Consider the following 17,811-nt stretch of genomic DNA (forward strand, 5'->3'; position numbering starts at 1 on the left):
AGCGCAGGGCGGGGCACGGGTGGTGCTTACCCCAAGATTGCGCAGACCGGCACCTGCTACTTGCGCGTTGTACCCGCTTCAAGCCCGGCGTGGTCCAATTCCGCGCGCTCGGTGATCCCCAATTTGGAGAATACCCGGTAGAGGTGGCCTTCCACCGTACGCTGCGAGACGGTCAAGGCCCGGGCTATCTGGGCATTGTTCAGGCCTTGCCGGGCGAGGTTCACGATCTCGGTTTCACGGGCGGTCAGCTCCGTAATCGCCAGAACGCGGTCAATGTACTTCCCCGGGTGCATTCCCTGCTGTTCGATCAGCCGGGCCGCCCGGCGCAGCAATGCACCGCAGCGGCGCTGGTCCCCGGCCTGCGCATAGCGTTCGGCCGCCCGAGCCCAGGCTTCGATCACCACCAGGTAGTCCTGCTTGGACAAGGCCTCCTGCGCCAGCTGCTCCAGGGGTTCTCCGAGACGAGAGCCGCGCAATTCCATCAAGCGCGCCTGCAGCGCAGCGCGCGAACCTTCCTGGCCGGCGGCCAAGGCCCGCAGCCTTTCCCCCTGCGCTGATTCGGCCAGCTCTTCGTCACCCAGCTGCCTGGTCAAGCTGAACAGGATTTCGCGTTCAACCATCGGGAAGCATTGCAGCGACTCGCCCTGATACGGATTGCCCAGGCCCGCGGCAAAAGCCCGGGCAAAGATCCGCTGCTCCGAGGATTCCTCGCCCAGCTGCCCGGAGGGCGAAATCATGCCGCTGGAACTGAAATCCTCGGGCGCAGTAGCCAGGGCCACGGGCACATCGATGCCCATGCGCGCCAGCAGCAGCCGGTAGAGGTTGCTGGCCAAGGCCAGCAACTGGGTTGTGTCCACGATCTGCAGCTCGGTGACCGCCTCGGCCATTTTGGCCAAGGCCGGCTGCACCTTGCCCTGCAGCAGGTGGCTGATGCCATCGAGCAGCGAGATGGCTCCCTGGTAATGCTGGATGGAGCGGAGCCTGGGTTGGCGGTAGGAATCGATGAAGGCCTCGGCCCGCTCGTATTCGCCCAGGTACAGCAGGTTCCAGCCGATGCGGAAGAACACCCGCACTTCGTACATTGCCTGCAGCGGCGCATGCTCCTTGAGCAGCTCCAGCACCGGCTCCAGCAGTTCCAGGGCCTGCTGGCAGTTGCCGGCGGAGCTATGAAGGTCGCTGAGCATGATCTGCCCGATGAATCTGGCCTGCACAGGCAGCTGCGGATCCGAAAGGAAGTCCTGCAATTCGGCCACGCTGGGCAGCGGGCCGCGGGCTGTATTCACCCTGATCCAGAAATCCAGCGCCTGGGCCCCGGCGCTTTGCAGAGCCATGAAGCCGGCCACCGCTTCGCCGTCCGGATGCCCCTGGGCCCGTTGCCGCCATTCATCCAGGATCCGCTCCAGCTCTGCGCCGTCCGCTTCGATGCAGGTGGTCACCTCTACCAGGTAGGCATAGGCCTGGCCCAGCAGGGAGAGATCGGTCAGCTGGTCGATCAGGCGCAGGAGCAGGGCGCGTGCGGCATAGTGCCGGCCCATGCTCAGCAGCACCTGCGCTTCGAGCAGCGCTCCTTGCCCATGGTGCTGGGATAGCTTGCCCAATTCGCAAAGGCGTAGGGCCAGGGTGAAGTCCAGGTTCCGGGCGGTGCGCTCGGCGCATGCCAGGACCAGCTCGGAGGGCACTTGCTTTCCGATTTCCAGGCACCACAGCACTTCCAGGGCACTATGCGCCTTGCCCAGCTCGGCTGCCGCGGCGCACCACAGCTCATGCAGCTGCGCAGTATCCTGCTCCGAGGCCAGCGCCCGGACGATTCGCTCCATCAGCCTGGATTTCAAGCAGACCGCACCGCCACTTAGCACCAGCTCCCCGGTTTTCACCAGCCGGCCGTACGGCAGCCCGCATTGCTCCAGCAGATCCGGTTGCTGCGGGCCTGCCAGAGCCAGCAGCAGCAAGGTGCGCCGCTCTTGGCTGGACAGGCCGCGGGTGATCTCACGGCCCAGCGACAGCAGCCGGGTATCGATTTCCGGCAGGGCACGGGCCACGATCCACACCGGCTCGTGGATCGAGCGGTCCTGCGGCAGCCGGTCATCATGGAACAATGTGCCCTGCTCCAGGCAGGACGCAGCATAGGCCTCGACAAAGCGCGGGTTCCCGCCGGTGACCACATCGATCAGGCGCACTGTGCCATCGCCGAGCCTGCGCCCGATGACGCCTTCGGCCACCGCACGCACCCCGTTGCGGTCCAGCCGCTGCAGGGCCACGGTGGTGAAGGTGCCAAGCTCGGCCAATGTGCCCAGCGGGCTGCCTGCCTGCAGGGATCCGTTGCCCAGGGCAAGCACCTTCACCTCGGCATTCTCCACCAGCAGCGAGAGGATGAAGCAGGACTGCGGGTCCAGGAACTGGGCATCTTCCACCACCACGATATGCGGCGTGGCGTGCCCGCGCGCAGAGAACAGGCTCCGGTTCAGCTCGCGCAGCACGCCCACCGGTTCGTCGATAGTTTCCAGGGCGCCCAGGTAGGGCGACAAGGCACCATGCGCAATGGTGCTCAATGACGGCGTGCAATGCAGCTTCATCACCGGCTCCCCGATGCCCGGGGTGGCCAGCACTGCCTCCACCAGGCTGGTCTTGCCCATGCCCAGCTCGCCCAGCACCACGACTCCAGCAGGGCCTGGCTGCTGCAGGATCTGCAGCAGCCGGTTGTATTCAGTTGGCCTGGTTCTAGTGATCAATTGCTGCTGTTTCATCTCAACTCTGCAGTACGGCGGCTGGTGCGGTCCAGGGCGGTGAGCTCCTGCCGGTTGCGAACCTGGAGCTTGGAATACACCTGGTACAGGTGTCCTTCCACGGTGCGGATCGAGACTCCGTTGAATTTGGCGATTTCCAGATTCGTCTTGCCTGCGATGGCCATCTTGGCGATCTGGGCCTCGCGCTTGGTCAGCTCGCGCATCCAGACCGGCTGCTGTTCCAGGTCGTCGAGCTGCAGCTCGTTTTCCCGCTGGATCTGCGGAGCCGAGGCGCGCTTGAGGCCGTTGACCATGCGGGAGAGCTTGCGCTGGTCCTTGACTTCCAGCGCGGCGACGAATTGGTTGCGCGTTGGCGCGGCCATGAGCAGGTGCCCTGTTTCGACCATGTCCTGCAGCGCCGAGACAAGGCGCGACGAGTCCATGGCTTGCGCCGCATCGGCGAGCGCCTCCAGGTTCTGCCCGACTACCCCTTCGCATCGGCTGGCGGCACTGCGCAACTGCGGCAGCACGCCCCGGTCCCCCAGGCGCACAATGAACCCCAGGGTTAGTGCTTCGAGCAATGCATGCTGGCCGTCACGGGCCAGCTGCGCGAAGGAAGCCAGGCGCCGCCGTGCGGCCTGCGCCGAACCGAGTTCTGCCAAGGCAAGGCAGGAGAAGATTTCTGCCGCCCAGGAATAGAAGCTCAACGGAACCTGCATCCCCCCGGGGGTCCCGTACTGCGGGCAAATCAGCACCGAGGCCTCTGCCCTGCGCCCGGAGCAGGCCAGCGCATAGGCGATGACCGACCCGATCAGCGCTTCTGTTCCCGGGTCTCCGGCAACCTCCATCTGGTGCAGGCTCGGTTCCAGCAGGTGCAAGGCAGCCTCGTAATCGTTGCCCAACCCGAGCAGGATCCCGCGCATGATATTTCCGTAGGAAATCAGCAATGGGTTAATGTACTGCCCATCGGCCACACGCTGGGCGCGGTCCGATGCCAGTTTCCAGCGTCCGGTGAGCAGTTCTGCTTGGAGCAGCTGGAACTCGATGTCCGCGGCGTCTTCGGAGTGGAAATCGGAAATCGCCGGGCTGCTGAAGCGGATATTGCGCAGTTCCTCATCCACATAGCGGACCAGTTTCATGGCATCGGCCTGGCGTGAGTGCGCCGCCCAGCTGGCAGCTTGCAGCGACAGGGACCTCAGGTGCAAGGACTCGCTCATCCAGCCCGAAGAGGACACCAGTGCCTGGCTGCTGCCGGCAGTACACGCTTCCGTAGGCCAATCGGTGCTGAACAAGGTCGCGAATCGGTTGAGCAGTTCCAGTTCCTGGAAGGCGATATCCAGGGATTCGCGCGGACCGGATTCCCTGATGGCCTGGTCCAGCCCGGTCCTGGCCATGGTGATCGCTTGGATCCCGGCGGACAGCTGTCCAAGCATGGCCAGCGCGCGCACGTGCATTTCCACGATGCCCACCCGGGGGCGCGGGTCCGCGGTCCAACGCTCGGCCCGGTAGCCTTCCTGCTGGAAGTCTTCAGCCACCTTGAGCTGCGATTCGTAGTCGCCCAGGTCGTTCAGGGACTTCAACTGCGCCAGGACCTGTGCAGCTTCCGGGTCCGTGTGCAGCTTGGCGAGCAGTTCCACGACGCGGGCGTGAGCCTGGTTACGGTATTCGGCGCTGACCAGCAAAGCCAGCAGCGGATTGGAAATCCCCACCTTGCCGACGGCACCGGACAAGTAGTTGGCCTGGCCACGGTTCAGCAAGCCGTCGAGCTCGCTGGTGAGCTCCGAACGGTGGATGCGATCGAGCGCCACCGGTCCGCCCAGGGCCAAGGCCCCGAGCAGCTCGCGTTCGCCGTCATCGAGTCCATGGGTCATCGCGGCATGCAGGGACTGCACCGCAGGCCCGGCCTCCAGCGTGTTCACCTTCAGCACCCAGGTCCCGTTGCGTTGCAGCAGCTGGCCGTCCTCTCGCCAGCTGCGCATCAGCTTGAGCATCAGCGAGCGGTTGCCGCCGGCCAGGTAGCAGAGGGTCGCCGAACCGTAGGCGGAGACCCGCCCGCCCAGCTCCTGCTGGACGAAGGCATGGGTTTCGGTGCTGCCCATCCGGTTCACGCGCAGGTGCTCCAACCGGCCCGAGCGGTACAAGGCGAACAGGTCGCCGGGAAGATCCTGCACATGGTCGCAGATCACGATTAGCTTGATCTTGCCCATCGTGGCCAGCTGGGCCAGCAGCGAACTTGATTGCTCATCAATCAGCTCGGGTCGCCCGAGCATCACGATCGATGGCCGCTGGCCGGTGCACAGGATGCGCCCCAGCCCGCGGATCATTTCATGCCGGGTCGGGTGCTCGCCCACGTTGATTTGGGCAAGCAGGAAGGAAAGCGCACCGAGAGGCACTTTCGTGCCGAAGTTGCTTCCGTTGACCCGGATCAGCTGCGGTGGCTCGGCCAACCGGCCCAGTTCCGCTTCAACCAGTGCCCTTCGCCCACTGCCCACCGGTCCGGAGACCACGGATCCGGCGATGTGCGGGTCGGCCAGGACCCTGCCCAATGCGCTTTTCGAGATTCTCAAGAATTTCGAATGTTCCTTGTTTTTTCCCCATTGCCTCTGAGCATTGCGAGTGCTGGCAAGGGAGATGATTCGTGAATATTCCATTATCCAAACCGCCCCAATCGGTTGGTTCCCCCAAATGCACGGATGGCATTACTTGATTCATCCGCGTAGTCTTCCATCCTAGGACGAGCTGGCAGCGAAATCACCCTGTTTGGCGCAGAAAATGAAGCTCAGTCACTTTTCCGGCTTTTCCCAGTGAACGCATAGTGCCGCGCAGCCTGGCGCCTCACGCGGGCTTGCCCTCCGCGGCCATGCGATGACTTGGAACTACTGGTGGTTCGGGCGGATTTGCCGGATCAGGCTGAAGGCAGTTGGCCGGTGGTCCAACGGGCACTTGGACCACACTCGATTTTTACCTACTCGGTTTTTCACGGCTTCACGCGGCTCGCGTGAAGGAACTGCTCCAGCAATTCGGGCAACGGCAGCTGGGCGAAGCCGGTCGCCTGCAGCTTAGCGGTGTCCATGGTGCTGTTCGCCGGCCGCGGCGCCAGCTCCGGCTTGCCCAGTGCATACTCCTGCGTGGAAATCGGCTGCACGGCATCCGGGTCATAGCCGCAGAGGTCGAAGACCTCGCGGGCAATCTGGTACCAGCTGGCGGATTCGCCGCTGCCCTGCAGATGGTATATCCCCGGGTCGCTGCCGGTATCCAGCAGGTGCATGATGCCCCGGGCCAGTTCGCTGGCGAAGGTCAGCCGGCCGATTTGGTCATCAACCACCCTGGGGCCAATGCCTTGCTCGGCCAGCCTGCGCATGGTGGACACGAAGTTGTTGCCCTGCCCGATAATCCAGCTGGTGCGCACCACATAGTTGCCGCCATGAGCCAGTACTGCCTGTTCGCCGGCGGCCTTGCTCTGCCCGTAGACTCCGGCTGGCGCGATTGGATGTTGCTCATCGACCTCGCGTGCCACGCCATCGAAGACGTAGTCGGTGGACACGTGCACCAGCGACACGCCCTGCTGCGCGCAGTGCGCGGCTAGCTCGCGCACTGCCACCGCATTGACCCGCCAGGCCTCGGCCCTGCCCGAGGGCGTTTGCGCCCGGTCCACTGCGGTCATCGCCGCCGCGTTGACCACGTGGCTGCACTTCGAAAGGTCCAGCGAGGCAGCGAATCCCGGGTATTGCAGGTCGGCCTCGGCGCGGGTGCACAGGGTGATCCGCTCATCGTGCTGCGCCAGCTGGGCGAAGGCCCGCCCCAGCTGTCCGTTCCCGCCGAGCACCGCGATCTTCTTGGGCTGAACCGGTTTCGCCTCGGCCAGTGGCGGGTGCTCCATATCGGCTTTGGAAATGATGGCCGCGTCCAGGCTGATGGGCCAGGGGATCCGCAACTCGGGGTCGGCCAGGTTGACGTAACTGTACTCCGCCCGGGCTGCTTCGGTCCAATGCTCGGTGACCAGGTAGGAATACACGGTATTCCCGGCCAGGGTCTGGAAGGCGTTGGCCACCCCGCGCGGAACGAAGACCGCTTGGCCTTCGCTTACATGCGTGGTGAACAGCCTCCCGAAGCCCTTCCCTGGGCGCAGGTCTACCCAGGCACCGAAGATCTCCCCCGAAAGCACCGAAATGTATTTGTCCCATGGCTCGGCATGCAATCCGCGGGTGGTCCCGCGCTGGGCGTTGAAGGAGACGTTGTTCTGCACCGGCCGGAAGCCCGGCAACCCGGCTGCCACCATTTTCTCCCGTTGCCAGTTCTCCTTGAACCAGCCGCGCTCATCGTGGTGCACCGGCAAGCGCACCACCTTGAGCCCGGGGATCGGGGTTTGAGCGACCTGCAGTGCCGCTGTGCCGCCCATCAGCTGGCAACCTTCAGCACGCCGGCCTGCTGCTGGTAGCGCTGTTCGGTCTTCGCCTTGGCCGCCTCCCACCAGGAGCGGTGCTGCCGGTACCAGTCAATGGTTTGCTCCAGGCCGCGTTCCAGATTGGTATTCTGCGGTTCCCACCCAAGCTCGGTGCGCAGAACAGTCGAATCAATGGCATAGCGCAGGTCATGGCCGGTACGGTCGGGCACGCAGTCGAAGCCATCAGCCTTTTTGCCCATGAGCCCCAGGATCAGCCCCAGCACTTCCCGGTTGCTCTTCTCCCCGTCTGCGCCGATCAGATAGGTGCGGCCGGGCTCTCCTGCTTCGAGGATGAGCTGCACCGCGGAGGAATGGTCGCTGGCGTGGATCCAATCGCGCACATTGGCGCCATTGCCGTAGAGCTTGGGCCGAAGCCCGCCGAGGATATTGGTGATCTGCCGCGGGATGAACTTCTCCACATGCTGGTACGGACCGTAGTTGTTCGAGCAGTTGGACAGCGTCGCCTCGATCCCGAAGGAGCGTACCCAGGCCTTGACCAGCAGGTCGCTGGAGGCCTTGGTCGCCGAATACGGACTGGACGGCTTGTACGGCGTGGATTCGGTGAAGCGCTGCGGATCATCCAGCTCCAAATCCCCGTAGACCTCGTCGGTGGAGATGTGGTGCAGGCGCACGCCATGGTTGCGTACCGCTTCCAGGAGTTCAAAAGTCCCCAAGACATTTGAATTCAAGAAACTGCGGGCATCATGCAAGGAATTGTCGTTGTGCGTCTCGGCCGCGAAGTGGACCACGGCGTCATGCTGCGGCACCAGTTCGTTGACCAGGACGTAGTCGCAGATGTCGCCCACAACGAGGTTGAAGCGATTGCTGTCAACCCCTTCCAGCGACTGCCGGTTTGCCGCGTAGGTCATCTTGTCCAGTACGGTGATTTCACTGTCGGAGTGCGCGATCATGTGGTGCACGAAGTTCGCCCCAATGAATCCTGCTCCCCCAGTTACAAGGATTCTTTTCATCTCACTAATGTAGCCAGAGGGCTACGCAGCGGGGCAGCATCCTAGCAATTCTCGAGTATGACTACTCTGACGCGACTACTTCACGTTTCATTAGGCTCGATAGCCATGAGGGGAATAATTCTAGCTGGGGGCACCGGGTCGCGTTTGCACCCAATCACGCGGGGAATATCCAAGCAGTTGGTGCCTGTTTACGATAAGCCGATGATCTACTACCCGCTGTCAACGCTGATGCTCGCCGGGATCCGTCAGATCCTGGTCATCACCACACCACAAGATGAACCGCAGTTCCGCAATCTGCTGGGCGACGGTTCGCAGTTCGGCATCGAGCTCACCTACACGGTCCAGCCCAAGCCCGAGGGCCTGGCCCAGGCATTCGTGCTTGGGGCCGAGCACATAGGCGACGAGTCAGTTGCCCTGGTGCTAGGCGATAACATCTTTCATGGTCCGGGATTCGGCACGCAGCTTGGCAGGTACTCGGATCAACCCGGGGCGACTATTTTCGGCTACTGGGTCAAGGATCCCAGCGCTTACGGAGTGGTCGAGTTCGACGAGTCAGGATGTGCCATCTCGCTGGAAGAAAAGCCGCTTGAACCCAAGAGCCATTTCGCCGTTCCCGGATTGTATTTCTATGACAATTCCGTGGTCGAGAAGGCCCAGGAGCTGCAGCCTTCGGCCCGCGGAGAATTGGAAATCACCGACATCAACCGGCTATACCTCAATGAGGGCCGGCTGAATGTCACCGTGCTTGCGCGCGGGACCGCATGGCTGGACACCGGGACCTTCGATTCGCTGAACGATGCGTCGAACTTCGTGAGAACAGTGGAATCACGCCAAGGCCTGAAAATCGGATCGCCTGAAGAGGTGGCATGGCGCCAAGGTTTCATTGACGAGCAGCAGTTGCGCCGCTTGGGGCTCGACCTTGGCAAGAGCGGCTACGGCGATTATTTGCTGCAACTTGCTGACCAGAACTTCGTTGATCCTTACCATCCAGATCTGGATTCTGCAGCCTCTGTACTTCCCTGACCGCAGGGAGAAGTTTACTGCCGGGCGCAGGTTCGTCCGGCAGAAGCCCACGCCGTGCGGGGCAGTTCGCAGTGCTTGGTACAGCCCCGCCGAGGCCAGGTTGCCCTGCTAGCTTGCGCGCAGCGAGAAGAACAGGAAGCTCAAGAACGCGTCGCGTTCACGCAAGGCTTCCGGAATCACGCCTTCCGGCGCATCCTTCACATACGGAGGCTCCCAGACGCGCTCTACAGTAAACCCGGCGGAGATCAGCGCCGTCATGATTTCGTGCAAAGGCCGATGCCAGTAGGTCAGTTCGGCAGGTTTCCCGTTGAAGGTCACTTCATCGGTGTACTGGGTGAGCTGGAAGTAGTCCTTGCCGCGGTGGTTGAACGGATACAGAATCGGGTGGTTCACCGACATGATGAGCCGCCCGCCAGGCTTGAGCACGCGGCGGACTTCTTCCAGCGCGTAGCTCCAGTCCGGCAAGTAGTGGAAAACCAGAGACGCAATGGCATCGTCAAAACTGCTATCGCCATACGGGAGCTTCTCCCCCAAGGTGGCCACTTGAAGGTCAGCATCCTCGCCCAGGCGCTGGCGTGCCAGGTCCACCATCCCCCGGCTGGTGTCGAAGCCCGAGACGGTGGCTCCGCGAATGATCAGTTGTTCGGCAAGCGGACCAGCGCCACAGCCGATATCCAGGATTTTCCGCCCTGCGACGTCTCCCGCCAGTTCCAGGGTGGCTGGGCGCTCGTAGTAGGCGTTCAGCATGCTGAATTCGTTTTCATCAGCGTAGTCCCTGGCGAAATCGTCGTAGTTGCTTTCCTGCAGCACGGGCGCACTCCCTTGATAGTTTCAAGCGAGTCTAGCAAGTAGTTCGCCTATCGGTTGGGAAAACACGACTCTCAACGCGCCTCAAGCCGAGCATTTCAGGTTTGATACTTTTATTTGTCCCTAGATTCTTCGGGAGCGTTGCATCTTCCTGTATACGTCACTGCTCGCCTACTCTCCAGCAGCACATTGACGGGCGTCCACTGTCATCTGCCCAATGATCCGTGGGGGCACCGCGTTACAAGGGAATAGCATGCGAAGTTTCCGGCCTATGCTCTCGAAGCGGCGAGATTCCCTATCGACAGGCTATTCATGGGGCGCCAGGACAACGGCATTCAGCCGTGCTCATGCTGTCCATTCAACCAATCGAAATTCCGCAATACCGCCTGCCTCGGCTCTAAGCCCCCCGGGGACTATGAACTCCCAATGTGCCATGCGCCACGCTACGATGAGATTGACTGGTACGCATACGCTTCCAAGAAACCAAGAATTAGGAAATAACGGAATTTGGACGATTCAAGTGGCTTCCACTTTTCAGAAATTTCTGACAATGCGTTCGACACAGTCGACACGACGTCATGGGAGAAAATCTCCACCGAACCTGCAGGTGCTGAGATCAAGCATGTGTTGGCTGACCCCAGAGATTCGGGCAAACGCTGGTTCTTCAAGAACAACACAGTAGACGAACGCATGCGCTATGGAGAAGATTTCGCCGAACTGCTGTCCAGTCACCTAGCCCCACTTCTGGGCATATCCGGTGCAACGGTCTACCTCGCAGTTCACGATGGCGTGGAAGGGATAATTTCCTTGGATGTGAAGCCCCTCGGGCTGGATCTTGTCCACGGTGCAGTTTGGCTTCCGTCTCGCGGGATCACGGATTTCATACAAGGATCAAAGATTCGGCAGGGGCACTCACTCACTAATATCAAGAATTCCTTGGATGGAGTTCTCCCTCCTCCAGGAGGAGAATATTCATCCGGAATGACGGCCTTCGATGCTTTCGCCGGGATCTGCATCTTTGATGCTTGGATAGCGAACCAAGACAGGCACGAAGATAATTGGGCCATCCTCCACCCATTAGTCAAGCGAACCGACCTCCACCAACGCCTTAGCCCCATCTACGACAACGCCAGTAGCCTCGGGTTCAACCTGAGCGAAGAGCGGTTACTTAGAATGACTGAAGACACTAGTAGCCAGGAAATCGAAGCCTGGGCCGCCAAGGCTAAGGCTAAACGTCTTGAACGCGTTGGACCCGATAACCGCCAACTAGGGTTATCTGAAGCTGCCGGTATGGCTTTCTCAATGTGCACATCCGCTGGAAAGGAGCACTGGTCGAAACGTTTGAAGGAGTTGGACCTAGATCAAGTACGAGGAATTCCTCACCAAATCCCCCAAATGTCGGTGCCACGGCGTAGATTTATAGACAAGCTACTCACCGTGAACTTAGAAAGGATTCGAGATGTCTGTATTGACCCCTCCTAGACTTTTGTCGTCCGATGTCCTTGGTTCACATGAAATCAGCGTCCTTGCGGTCACTTGGCAACATCCTTTTACCCTCCAGATCAGCGTGATCGGGTTATTGTCTAGAAGCCTCGCTGGCATCTACCGTTTTACCTATGTACGCAACGTCCTGACAATCGAAGACTTTCAGCCATTGGTCGGATTCCCCGACCTCGATCGAGGCTATGAAGCCGACTCACTCTTCCCGCTGTTCGCACAACGGGTAATGGATCCTCGCCGCCCTGATTACACCAGATTCATTTCGTCCTTGGGCCTTTCAGACAGCCCATCTCCTTGGGAACAGATCTCGCATTCTGGCGGACGCAGAGCAGGCGATACGTTGCAGTTGCTCCCCGTCCCAGTACCTTGCGAGGGCCAACTCAATGCTTGGGAAGTTTCTTTTCTCGTGCACGGCATGCGTCATATCGCAGGCAAATCCCGAATTCTGAATCATCAAGAAGTTTCGATCAGCCGCGACCAGCAGGAACGCGCGCTTGCTTCCTTGAGCTCGGGGTCGGGCCTGTCGCTGGTACGAGAACCATCGAACCCGGAAAATGAAAATGCCGTCGTAGTTACGGCTGAAGATTACACACCGTTGGGTTACGTGCCAGATCTTTTCACCCTGGATCTCGCTGCACTGGAACTGAATGGCATTTCGTGTACGGCTGAGGTAGTCAATGGTCCCGATGCACCATGGCATATGCGTCTCGTTGCCAAACTGCGTTGCACCGTACCACCTGCCTTCGAGTTCTTCACCGATGAAGCCTGGCAGCCAATGTCTAATAGCTAAATATGTCATTGAGCATTAGTTGATCCAACTTCGCACGTGTAGGCAAAAAAGCGCAACATTCAAGATAAAGGTCTAGCTTCTGCTTTGATGCTAGACCTTTTTCTAGCATTCTCACTAGCGGAATAAGATACTCTACGTCACTTGCCGCATACGCCAATTGTTCGTGAGTTAAATTCCTGTCCAGCCAGTTGCTAGTGCGCACGGCACCTTTGTCTAGCTGTACATCAAGAACGCGCATCAACAGAGACTGCAGTGAGTGCTCAACCTCTTCACCTGCCCAAAGAATCTTTGAAGCAATTTTTGTGCACACGCAATTCCGCGCATCGGCTCCCCACGTTGCCATCATAAAGGCCAAATCGAAAGGAGCGTGGTGAAATACCTTCCGATTCCTGTCGGATTCGAGCAACATGCAAACACGGAGGGCAGTCATATCACTTCGAACCTTGACCAGATGAGTGCCTGACTGTTCGCCGTAGAACTGCACCAATCCCAAATGATCCGTTTTCCAATTAAGCCCTGAAGTCTCAGTGTCGCACGCGATTAATGGCTCCGTCCGCAGCGCCTCGTACGCCTGCTCCGAAAGATCGCCATCATGAATTTGGAACATACCCTTGAGTCTATGTCCATGTAGCGTTGTTCGTAAAAAGAAACGTCAGCAGGACCCGAATATTTTGAATTCGAGTCCTGCTGACGTTAAACGTTCAGCGTACTAGTAGAAACCTTAGCGGGCTACCGAACCATCTACGTAGTCATCCGAGGATGCATCGGAGATCCAGGAGAACAGCGAGCGCAGTTCGCGGCCGGTGGTCTCGATTGGGTGCGCTTCACCCTTGGCGCGCAGTTCCTTGAACTCCGGAGCGCCGGCCTTCTGGTCTTCCATGAAGCGGTTAGCGAATGCACCGGACTGGATATCAGCCAGCACAGCCTTCATGTTTTCCTTCACCTCTGGGGTGATCACGCGTGGGCCGGAGACGTAGTCGCCGTACTCAGCGGTGTCGGAGATCGACCAGCGCTGCTTGGCGATGCCGCCTTCCCACATCAGGTCAACGATCAGCTTCAGCTCGTGCAGAACCTCGAAGTAAGCGATTTCCGGCTTGTAGCCAGCTTCGGTCAGAACCTCGAAGCCGTACTGGACCAGCTGGGAGGTGCCGCCGCACAGCACAGCCTGCTCGCCGAACAGGTCGGTTTCGGTCTCTTCGGTGAAGGTGGTCTCGATAACGCCGGCACGGGTGCCGCCGATGCCCGCTGCGTAGGACAGTGCCAGTTCCTTGGCGCCGCCGGTGAAGTTCTGCTCCACAGCGATCAGGTCAGGGATGCCACGGCCGGCTTCGAATTCGCGGCGTACGGTGTGGCCTGGTGCCTTAGGAGCAACCAGTGCAACGTCAACGTTGGCTGGTGGCTGGATGAAGCCGAAGCGGATGTTGAAGCCGTGGCCGAAGAACAGCGCGTTGCCCTCTTCGAGGTGCGCGGCGATCGACTCGGTGTAGACCTGGGACTGGACCTGGTCCGGGGTCAGGATCATGATGACGTCTGCCCAAGCTGCGGCTTCGGCAACCGAAGCGACCTTCAGGCCTTCGGCTTCGGCCTTGGCGCGGGACTTGGAGCCCTCGGCCAGGCCAACAGTCACCTCGACACCCGAGTCGCGCAGGCTCAGTGCGTGGGCGTGGCCCTGGGAGCCGTAGCCGATGATGGCTACCTTCTTGCCCTGGATGATCGAGAGGTCTGCGTCGTCTTCGTAATACAGATCAGCCACTGTAATTCTCCTTATTTGTGCTTCTGATAAAGAAGTCTTGTGCTTAGGCACTTTTGCTTTCTTCTAAGCTAGGTGCCAAGTATCTAGATTTTGTAGTTCGTGTCTCTTGAAGTCGTTTTGCGCTCAGGCGGAAAGCGTCTTCAAGGCACGGTCGCTCATTGACTTTGATCCGCGTCCCACGGCCAGCGTTCCGGCCTGGACGATCTCGCGGATGCCGAATGGCTCAAGTACTGCCAGCAGTGCATCGATCTTCGCTGCATTACCGGTGGCCTCAACGACCAGCGAGTCGGTGGATACGTCGATCACCGAAGCGCGGAACAGCTCCGCGGCCTGGGTGACTTGCAGGCGGGTAGCCGCATCGGCGCGCACCTTGATCATGATGTGGTCGCGCTGTACCGAGGTTTCCGGCAGCAGTTCCACGATCTTGATGACGTTGACCAGCTTGTTCAGCTGCTTGGTGACCTGCTCCAGGGAATCCCCTTCAGCGTCCACCACCACGGTCATGCGGCTGATGCCGGCAATTTCCGTGGGGCCTACGGCCAGCGAATGAATGTTGAAGGCACGGCGGGCGAAGAGGCTGGCGACGCGGGTCAGCACGCCGGGAACGTCTTCAACCAGTACCGAAAGCGTATGCTTTGCCATGTTCTAGTCCTCCTCTTCCCATTCAGGGGTCATGCCGCGGGCAATCTGAATCTGGTCGTTGCTGACTCCCGATGGGACCATTGGCCACACCATGGAATCGGCCGAGACCACGAAGTCGATGACTACCGGACGGTCATTGATTTCCAATGCCTTCTGGATGGTCGCATCGATATCCTCATCGCGTTCGCAGCGCAGGCCCACGCAGCCGTAGGCATCCGCCAGCTTCACGAAGTCCGGAATCCGGGCGGTTCCGTGGCCGGTGTTCAAATCGGTGTTGGAGTAGCGGCCATCGTAGAACAGGGTCTGCCACTGGCGGACCATGCCCAGCGAAGAGTTGTTGATGATGGCAACCTTGATGGGGATCCGGTTGATGACGCAGGTGGCCAGCTCCTGGTTGGTCATCTGGAAGCAGCCGTCGCCGTCAATGGCCCAGACCACGCGGTCCGGCTGCGCTACCTTGGCGCCCATCGCGGCAGGAACCGAGTAGCCCATGGTGCCCAGGCCTGCGGAGTTCAGCCACGAGCGCGGGCGCTCGTACTTGACGAACTGCGCGGCCCACATCTGGTGCTGGCCCACGCCTGCCACGTACACGCCTTCCGGACCGGTCAGTTCGCCGATGCGCCCGATGACGTTCTGCGGAGCCGAGAGGCCATCGTGGGTTTCGGTGTAGCCGATCGGGTAGGTTTCGCGCAGGCGGTTGAGCAGTCCCCACCAGCCGGTCAGATCCTGCTGGGCTTCGTTCTCGAAGCGTGCGGCGCATGCTTCGTGCAGCTGCGGGATGATTTCATCCAGCGAGCCCACGATAGGCACATCGGCCACGCGGTTCTTGGAGATTTCCGCAGGATCGATATCGGCGTGGATCACCTTCGCGTTCGGCGCGAAAGTGGAGAGCACGCCGGTGACGCGGTCATCGAAGCGCGCCCCGAGGGTAATCAGCAAATCCGACTGCTGCAGTGCGGTCACCGCGGAAACGGCACCGTGCATGCCTGGCATGCCTACGTGCTGTTCATGCGAGTCCGGGAATGCACCGCGTGCGGTCAGGGTGGTGACCACCGGAGCGTTGATGAATTCCGCGAATTCCTTCAGCTGCTCATGTGCGTTGGCCTTAATCACGCCACCGCCGACATACAGCACCGGGCGGGTTGCCGAAGCGATGAGCTTGGCGGCTTCGCGCAGCTGCTTGTTGTGTCCGCGGGTGACCACGCGGTAGCCAGGCAGGTCGACCTTTGGCGGCCATGAGAAGGTCATGTCGCTCTGCTGGGCGTCCTTGGTGATATCCACCAGCACCGGACCGGGACGGCCGGTCTGTGCCAGGTAGAAAGCGCTGGCCAGCGTGCGCGGAATATCCTCCGCGTTGGTGACCAAGAAAGCGTGCTTGGTAATCGGCATCGTGATGCCGACAATGTCTGCTTCCTGGAATGCGTCAGAGCCAATGAAAGCGCTATTGACCTGACCGGTGATTGCCACCATTGGTACCGAGTCCATATTGGCATCGGCCAGTGCGGTGACGAGGTTGGTTGCGCCTGGACCGGAAGTGGCGATGCAAACGCCCACTTCCCCGCTCACCATGGCGTAACCCTGTGCGGCATGGCCGGCACCCTGTTCGTGGCGGACCAAGATGTGGTTAATCTTGGTCGAATCCATCAGTGGATCATAGGTGGGAAGGATGGCCCCACCTGGTAATCCGAAGACGTCTTTGACGCCCAGTTCTTCCAGCGAGCGGACGATGGCTTGTGAGCCCGTCATCTGTGTGGGAGCAACGATATTATTCGGACCCTGTACCGGGTTCGAAGCCTCCACGACGGAAGAGACAGCGGCGGCGGCATCCTTGGTTCGATTGATTGACTTCGCAACCGACGCCGGATTGGCGGGTGTTGAGTTGCTCATCGGGATCCTTTCCATTTCTATCTCTTCGTTTACGCATAAAAAACGCCCCGCGGCCGTCACTACTGACGAAAGGGGGCTTGCGCGTTACCGACGTACTGTCCGTGGTGTTGGACAGCGTCTCAGGCTCCGCGCCTGATAACTAGTAGTACATCGGTGTTTATTTGCATGCCTCTAGTTTTCTCCACCTCACGGCAAAGAGCAACTAGACACCCTGTTTATCTCATTATATGAGATGGATGTCCAAACCTTGGACGCGACACCGCGATCAAACCTTGGCGATTTCGCTTCTTGGGCACCAAAAGCGCCTGTCGAAACGGGGTTAGCTGGAGACAAGCACCAGCTGCCGGGGATGCGGAACACTCAAGCCGCACACCCCTGCTTCAAGAAAGCCGCCTGCCTTGCAGATGGTTTCGCTTGCAGCATTGATCCAAGAGAGGCATGAATTCCGTCGGTGACCACACGGGCGCATGGCTTGACGACTCAATTAGCATCTTGGCTCATAAATTCCATTCTAGAAGTCAATATGACCAATCAGATAACCCATGACGTGTCGATGACACATTTCGATAAATGTTGCGACTGATCAAATTGTCCAAAGTTATCGGTAGAGTATGGGTTATGGACAAGCGCCCAGACGAAAATCCAACCCAGCAGGTAAAGGCCCGCCTCCATGAGGCCTTCGACTCGCAGATCCCCAACTTCGCCAGCTACAATCTCGTGGCGGGCACCGGCATCGCCGGCTCCGGAGGGCTCAAGGTCATCGGATATCGACGCCAACCAGCGGAACTGATTATTGCGCCTGTCAATGCAAGCAGCTTGGAAGCATCCGAGGATGCGATCAACATCAACAATACGAACGTGAACCAGCTGGCCGAGCTCAGCGATGGCGGCTACGAAGTGGCGATCTCTTCGGGCCGGGTGTTCCGCTTCAGCATTCCCGAAGCACCGAGCATCGACTTGCATGTAGATGATGCAGTCAGCATTGGTGCCACGATTGACCAGAAATCAGATGCAGAGGACTTCGCTGATTTCATGGATCACTTCATGAACACCATCGAAGGAACTGAGAACTTCGTATAACCAGCAAGAGAATTCCGAATAGCAGAGGCCATCTCGCCTACTAGATGATTAATTCCTAATGATGGCCCCGCGGAATCAGTGGTCATACGAGACCAGCGAACGCTTGCGCGGGGCGTCAATCTTCCAGTTATGCCAGATCCCGGCCGCCATGGCCAACAGCTTGCACGCCACCCGGGCCACCATCCCCTCCA

The 17,811-nt window shown here is 60.0% G+C and carries 13 protein-coding genes and 1 pseudogene; 4 read left to right on the forward strand and 10 right to left on the reverse strand.

Annotated elements, in window-relative coordinates:
• Positions 1-56 precede the first annotated feature (56 nt).
• The 4 genes from ACRDT3_RS08170 to rfbB form a co-directional block, all read right to left on the reverse strand.
• Positions 57-2,744 carry a response regulator transcription factor gene (locus ACRDT3_RS08170; RefSeq protein ID WP_431492499.1) on the reverse strand — a complete coding sequence of 896 codons (2,688 nt, stop codon included), beginning with the start codon at positions 2,742-2,744 and terminating at the stop codon, positions 57-59.
• Entirely contained in the window at positions 2,741-5,290 is a 2,550-nt protein-coding gene (locus tag ACRDT3_RS08175; RefSeq protein ID WP_431492500.1) for a helix-turn-helix transcriptional regulator, read from the reverse strand. Before ACRDT3_RS08175 ends, ACRDT3_RS08170 begins: the two co-directional genes overlap by 4 nt.
• A gap of 410 nt (positions 5,291-5,700) precedes the next feature.
• Complete coding sequence (rfbD, locus tag ACRDT3_RS08180) at positions 5,701-7,122, reverse strand: dTDP-4-dehydrorhamnose reductase (protein ID WP_431492501.1); 1,422 nt, start codon at positions 7,120-7,122, stop codon at positions 5,701-5,703.
• The gene (gene rfbB, locus ACRDT3_RS08185) at positions 7,122-8,138 is read right to left on the reverse strand and encodes a dTDP-glucose 4,6-dehydratase (RefSeq protein WP_431492502.1); all 1,017 of its coding nucleotides are present in this window, start codon (positions 8,136-8,138) and stop codon (positions 7,122-7,124) included. Before rfbB ends, rfbD begins: the two co-directional genes overlap by 1 nt.
• Before the next feature lie 105 nt (positions 8,139-8,243).
• Between rfbB and rfbA the strand changes: the two genes are divergently transcribed.
• Complete coding sequence (gene rfbA, locus ACRDT3_RS08190; protein WP_431492503.1) at positions 8,244-9,161, forward strand: glucose-1-phosphate thymidylyltransferase RfbA; 918 nt, start codon at positions 8,244-8,246, stop codon at positions 9,159-9,161.
• 108 nt (positions 9,162-9,269) lie between these two features.
• Here rfbA and ACRDT3_RS08195 read toward each other — a convergent pair whose 3' ends face one another.
• The gene (locus ACRDT3_RS08195) at positions 9,270-9,971 is read right to left on the reverse strand and encodes a class I SAM-dependent methyltransferase (protein WP_431492504.1); all 702 of its coding nucleotides are present in this window, start codon (positions 9,969-9,971) and stop codon (positions 9,270-9,272) included.
• Between the two features lie 504 nt (positions 9,972-10,475).
• Here ACRDT3_RS08195 and ACRDT3_RS08200 point away from each other — a divergent pair.
• Entirely contained in the window at positions 10,476-11,450 is a 975-nt protein-coding gene (locus ACRDT3_RS08200; RefSeq protein WP_431492505.1) for a hypothetical protein, read from the forward strand.
• Entirely contained in the window at positions 11,428-12,258 is an 831-nt protein-coding gene (locus ACRDT3_RS08205; RefSeq protein WP_431492506.1) for a hypothetical protein, read from the forward strand. The genes ACRDT3_RS08200 and ACRDT3_RS08205 overlap by 23 nt, the downstream gene beginning before the upstream one ends.
• Here the strand turns inward: ACRDT3_RS08205 and ACRDT3_RS08210 are convergent.
• The 4 genes from ACRDT3_RS08210 to ACRDT3_RS08225 form a co-directional block, all read right to left on the reverse strand.
• Positions 12,248-12,865: a ribonuclease D gene (locus ACRDT3_RS08210; protein WP_431492507.1), complete on the reverse strand. Its 618-nt coding sequence runs from the start codon at positions 12,863-12,865 to the stop codon at positions 12,248-12,250. The genes ACRDT3_RS08205 and ACRDT3_RS08210 overlap by 11 nt on opposite strands.
• Positions 12,866-12,979: 114 nt before the next feature.
• Positions 12,980-14,011, reverse strand: a complete 1,032-nt coding sequence (ilvC, locus tag ACRDT3_RS08215; protein WP_431492508.1) for a ketol-acid reductoisomerase — start codon at positions 14,009-14,011, stop codon at positions 12,980-12,982.
• A gap of 123 nt (positions 14,012-14,134) precedes the next feature.
• Positions 14,135-14,653 carry an acetolactate synthase small subunit gene (gene ilvN, locus ACRDT3_RS08220; RefSeq protein ID WP_431492509.1) on the reverse strand — a complete coding sequence of 173 codons (519 nt, stop codon included), beginning with the start codon at positions 14,651-14,653 and terminating at the stop codon, positions 14,135-14,137.
• Between the two features lie 3 nt (positions 14,654-14,656).
• Complete coding sequence (locus ACRDT3_RS08225) at positions 14,657-16,540, reverse strand: acetolactate synthase large subunit (RefSeq protein ID WP_431492510.1); 1,884 nt, start codon at positions 16,538-16,540, stop codon at positions 14,657-14,659.
• A gap of 618 nt (positions 16,541-17,158) precedes the next feature.
• On the opposite strand from ACRDT3_RS08225, the gene ACRDT3_RS08230 reads away from it, so the two are divergent.
• Positions 17,159-17,620, forward strand: coding sequence for a hypothetical protein (locus ACRDT3_RS08230; RefSeq protein ID WP_431492511.1), 462 nt, complete (start codon positions 17,159-17,161; stop codon positions 17,618-17,620).
• 75 nt (positions 17,621-17,695) lie between these two features.
• On the opposite strand, the pseudogene ACRDT3_RS08235 reads toward ACRDT3_RS08230, so the two are convergent.
• Positions 17,696-17,811 (reverse strand): annotated as a pseudogene (locus ACRDT3_RS08235) (IS982 family transposase); the annotation flags it as partial.

This window comes from Glutamicibacter sp. (assembly GCF_050701915.1).
Lineage (GTDB): Bacteria > Actinomycetota > Actinomycetes > Actinomycetales > Micrococcaceae > Glutamicibacter.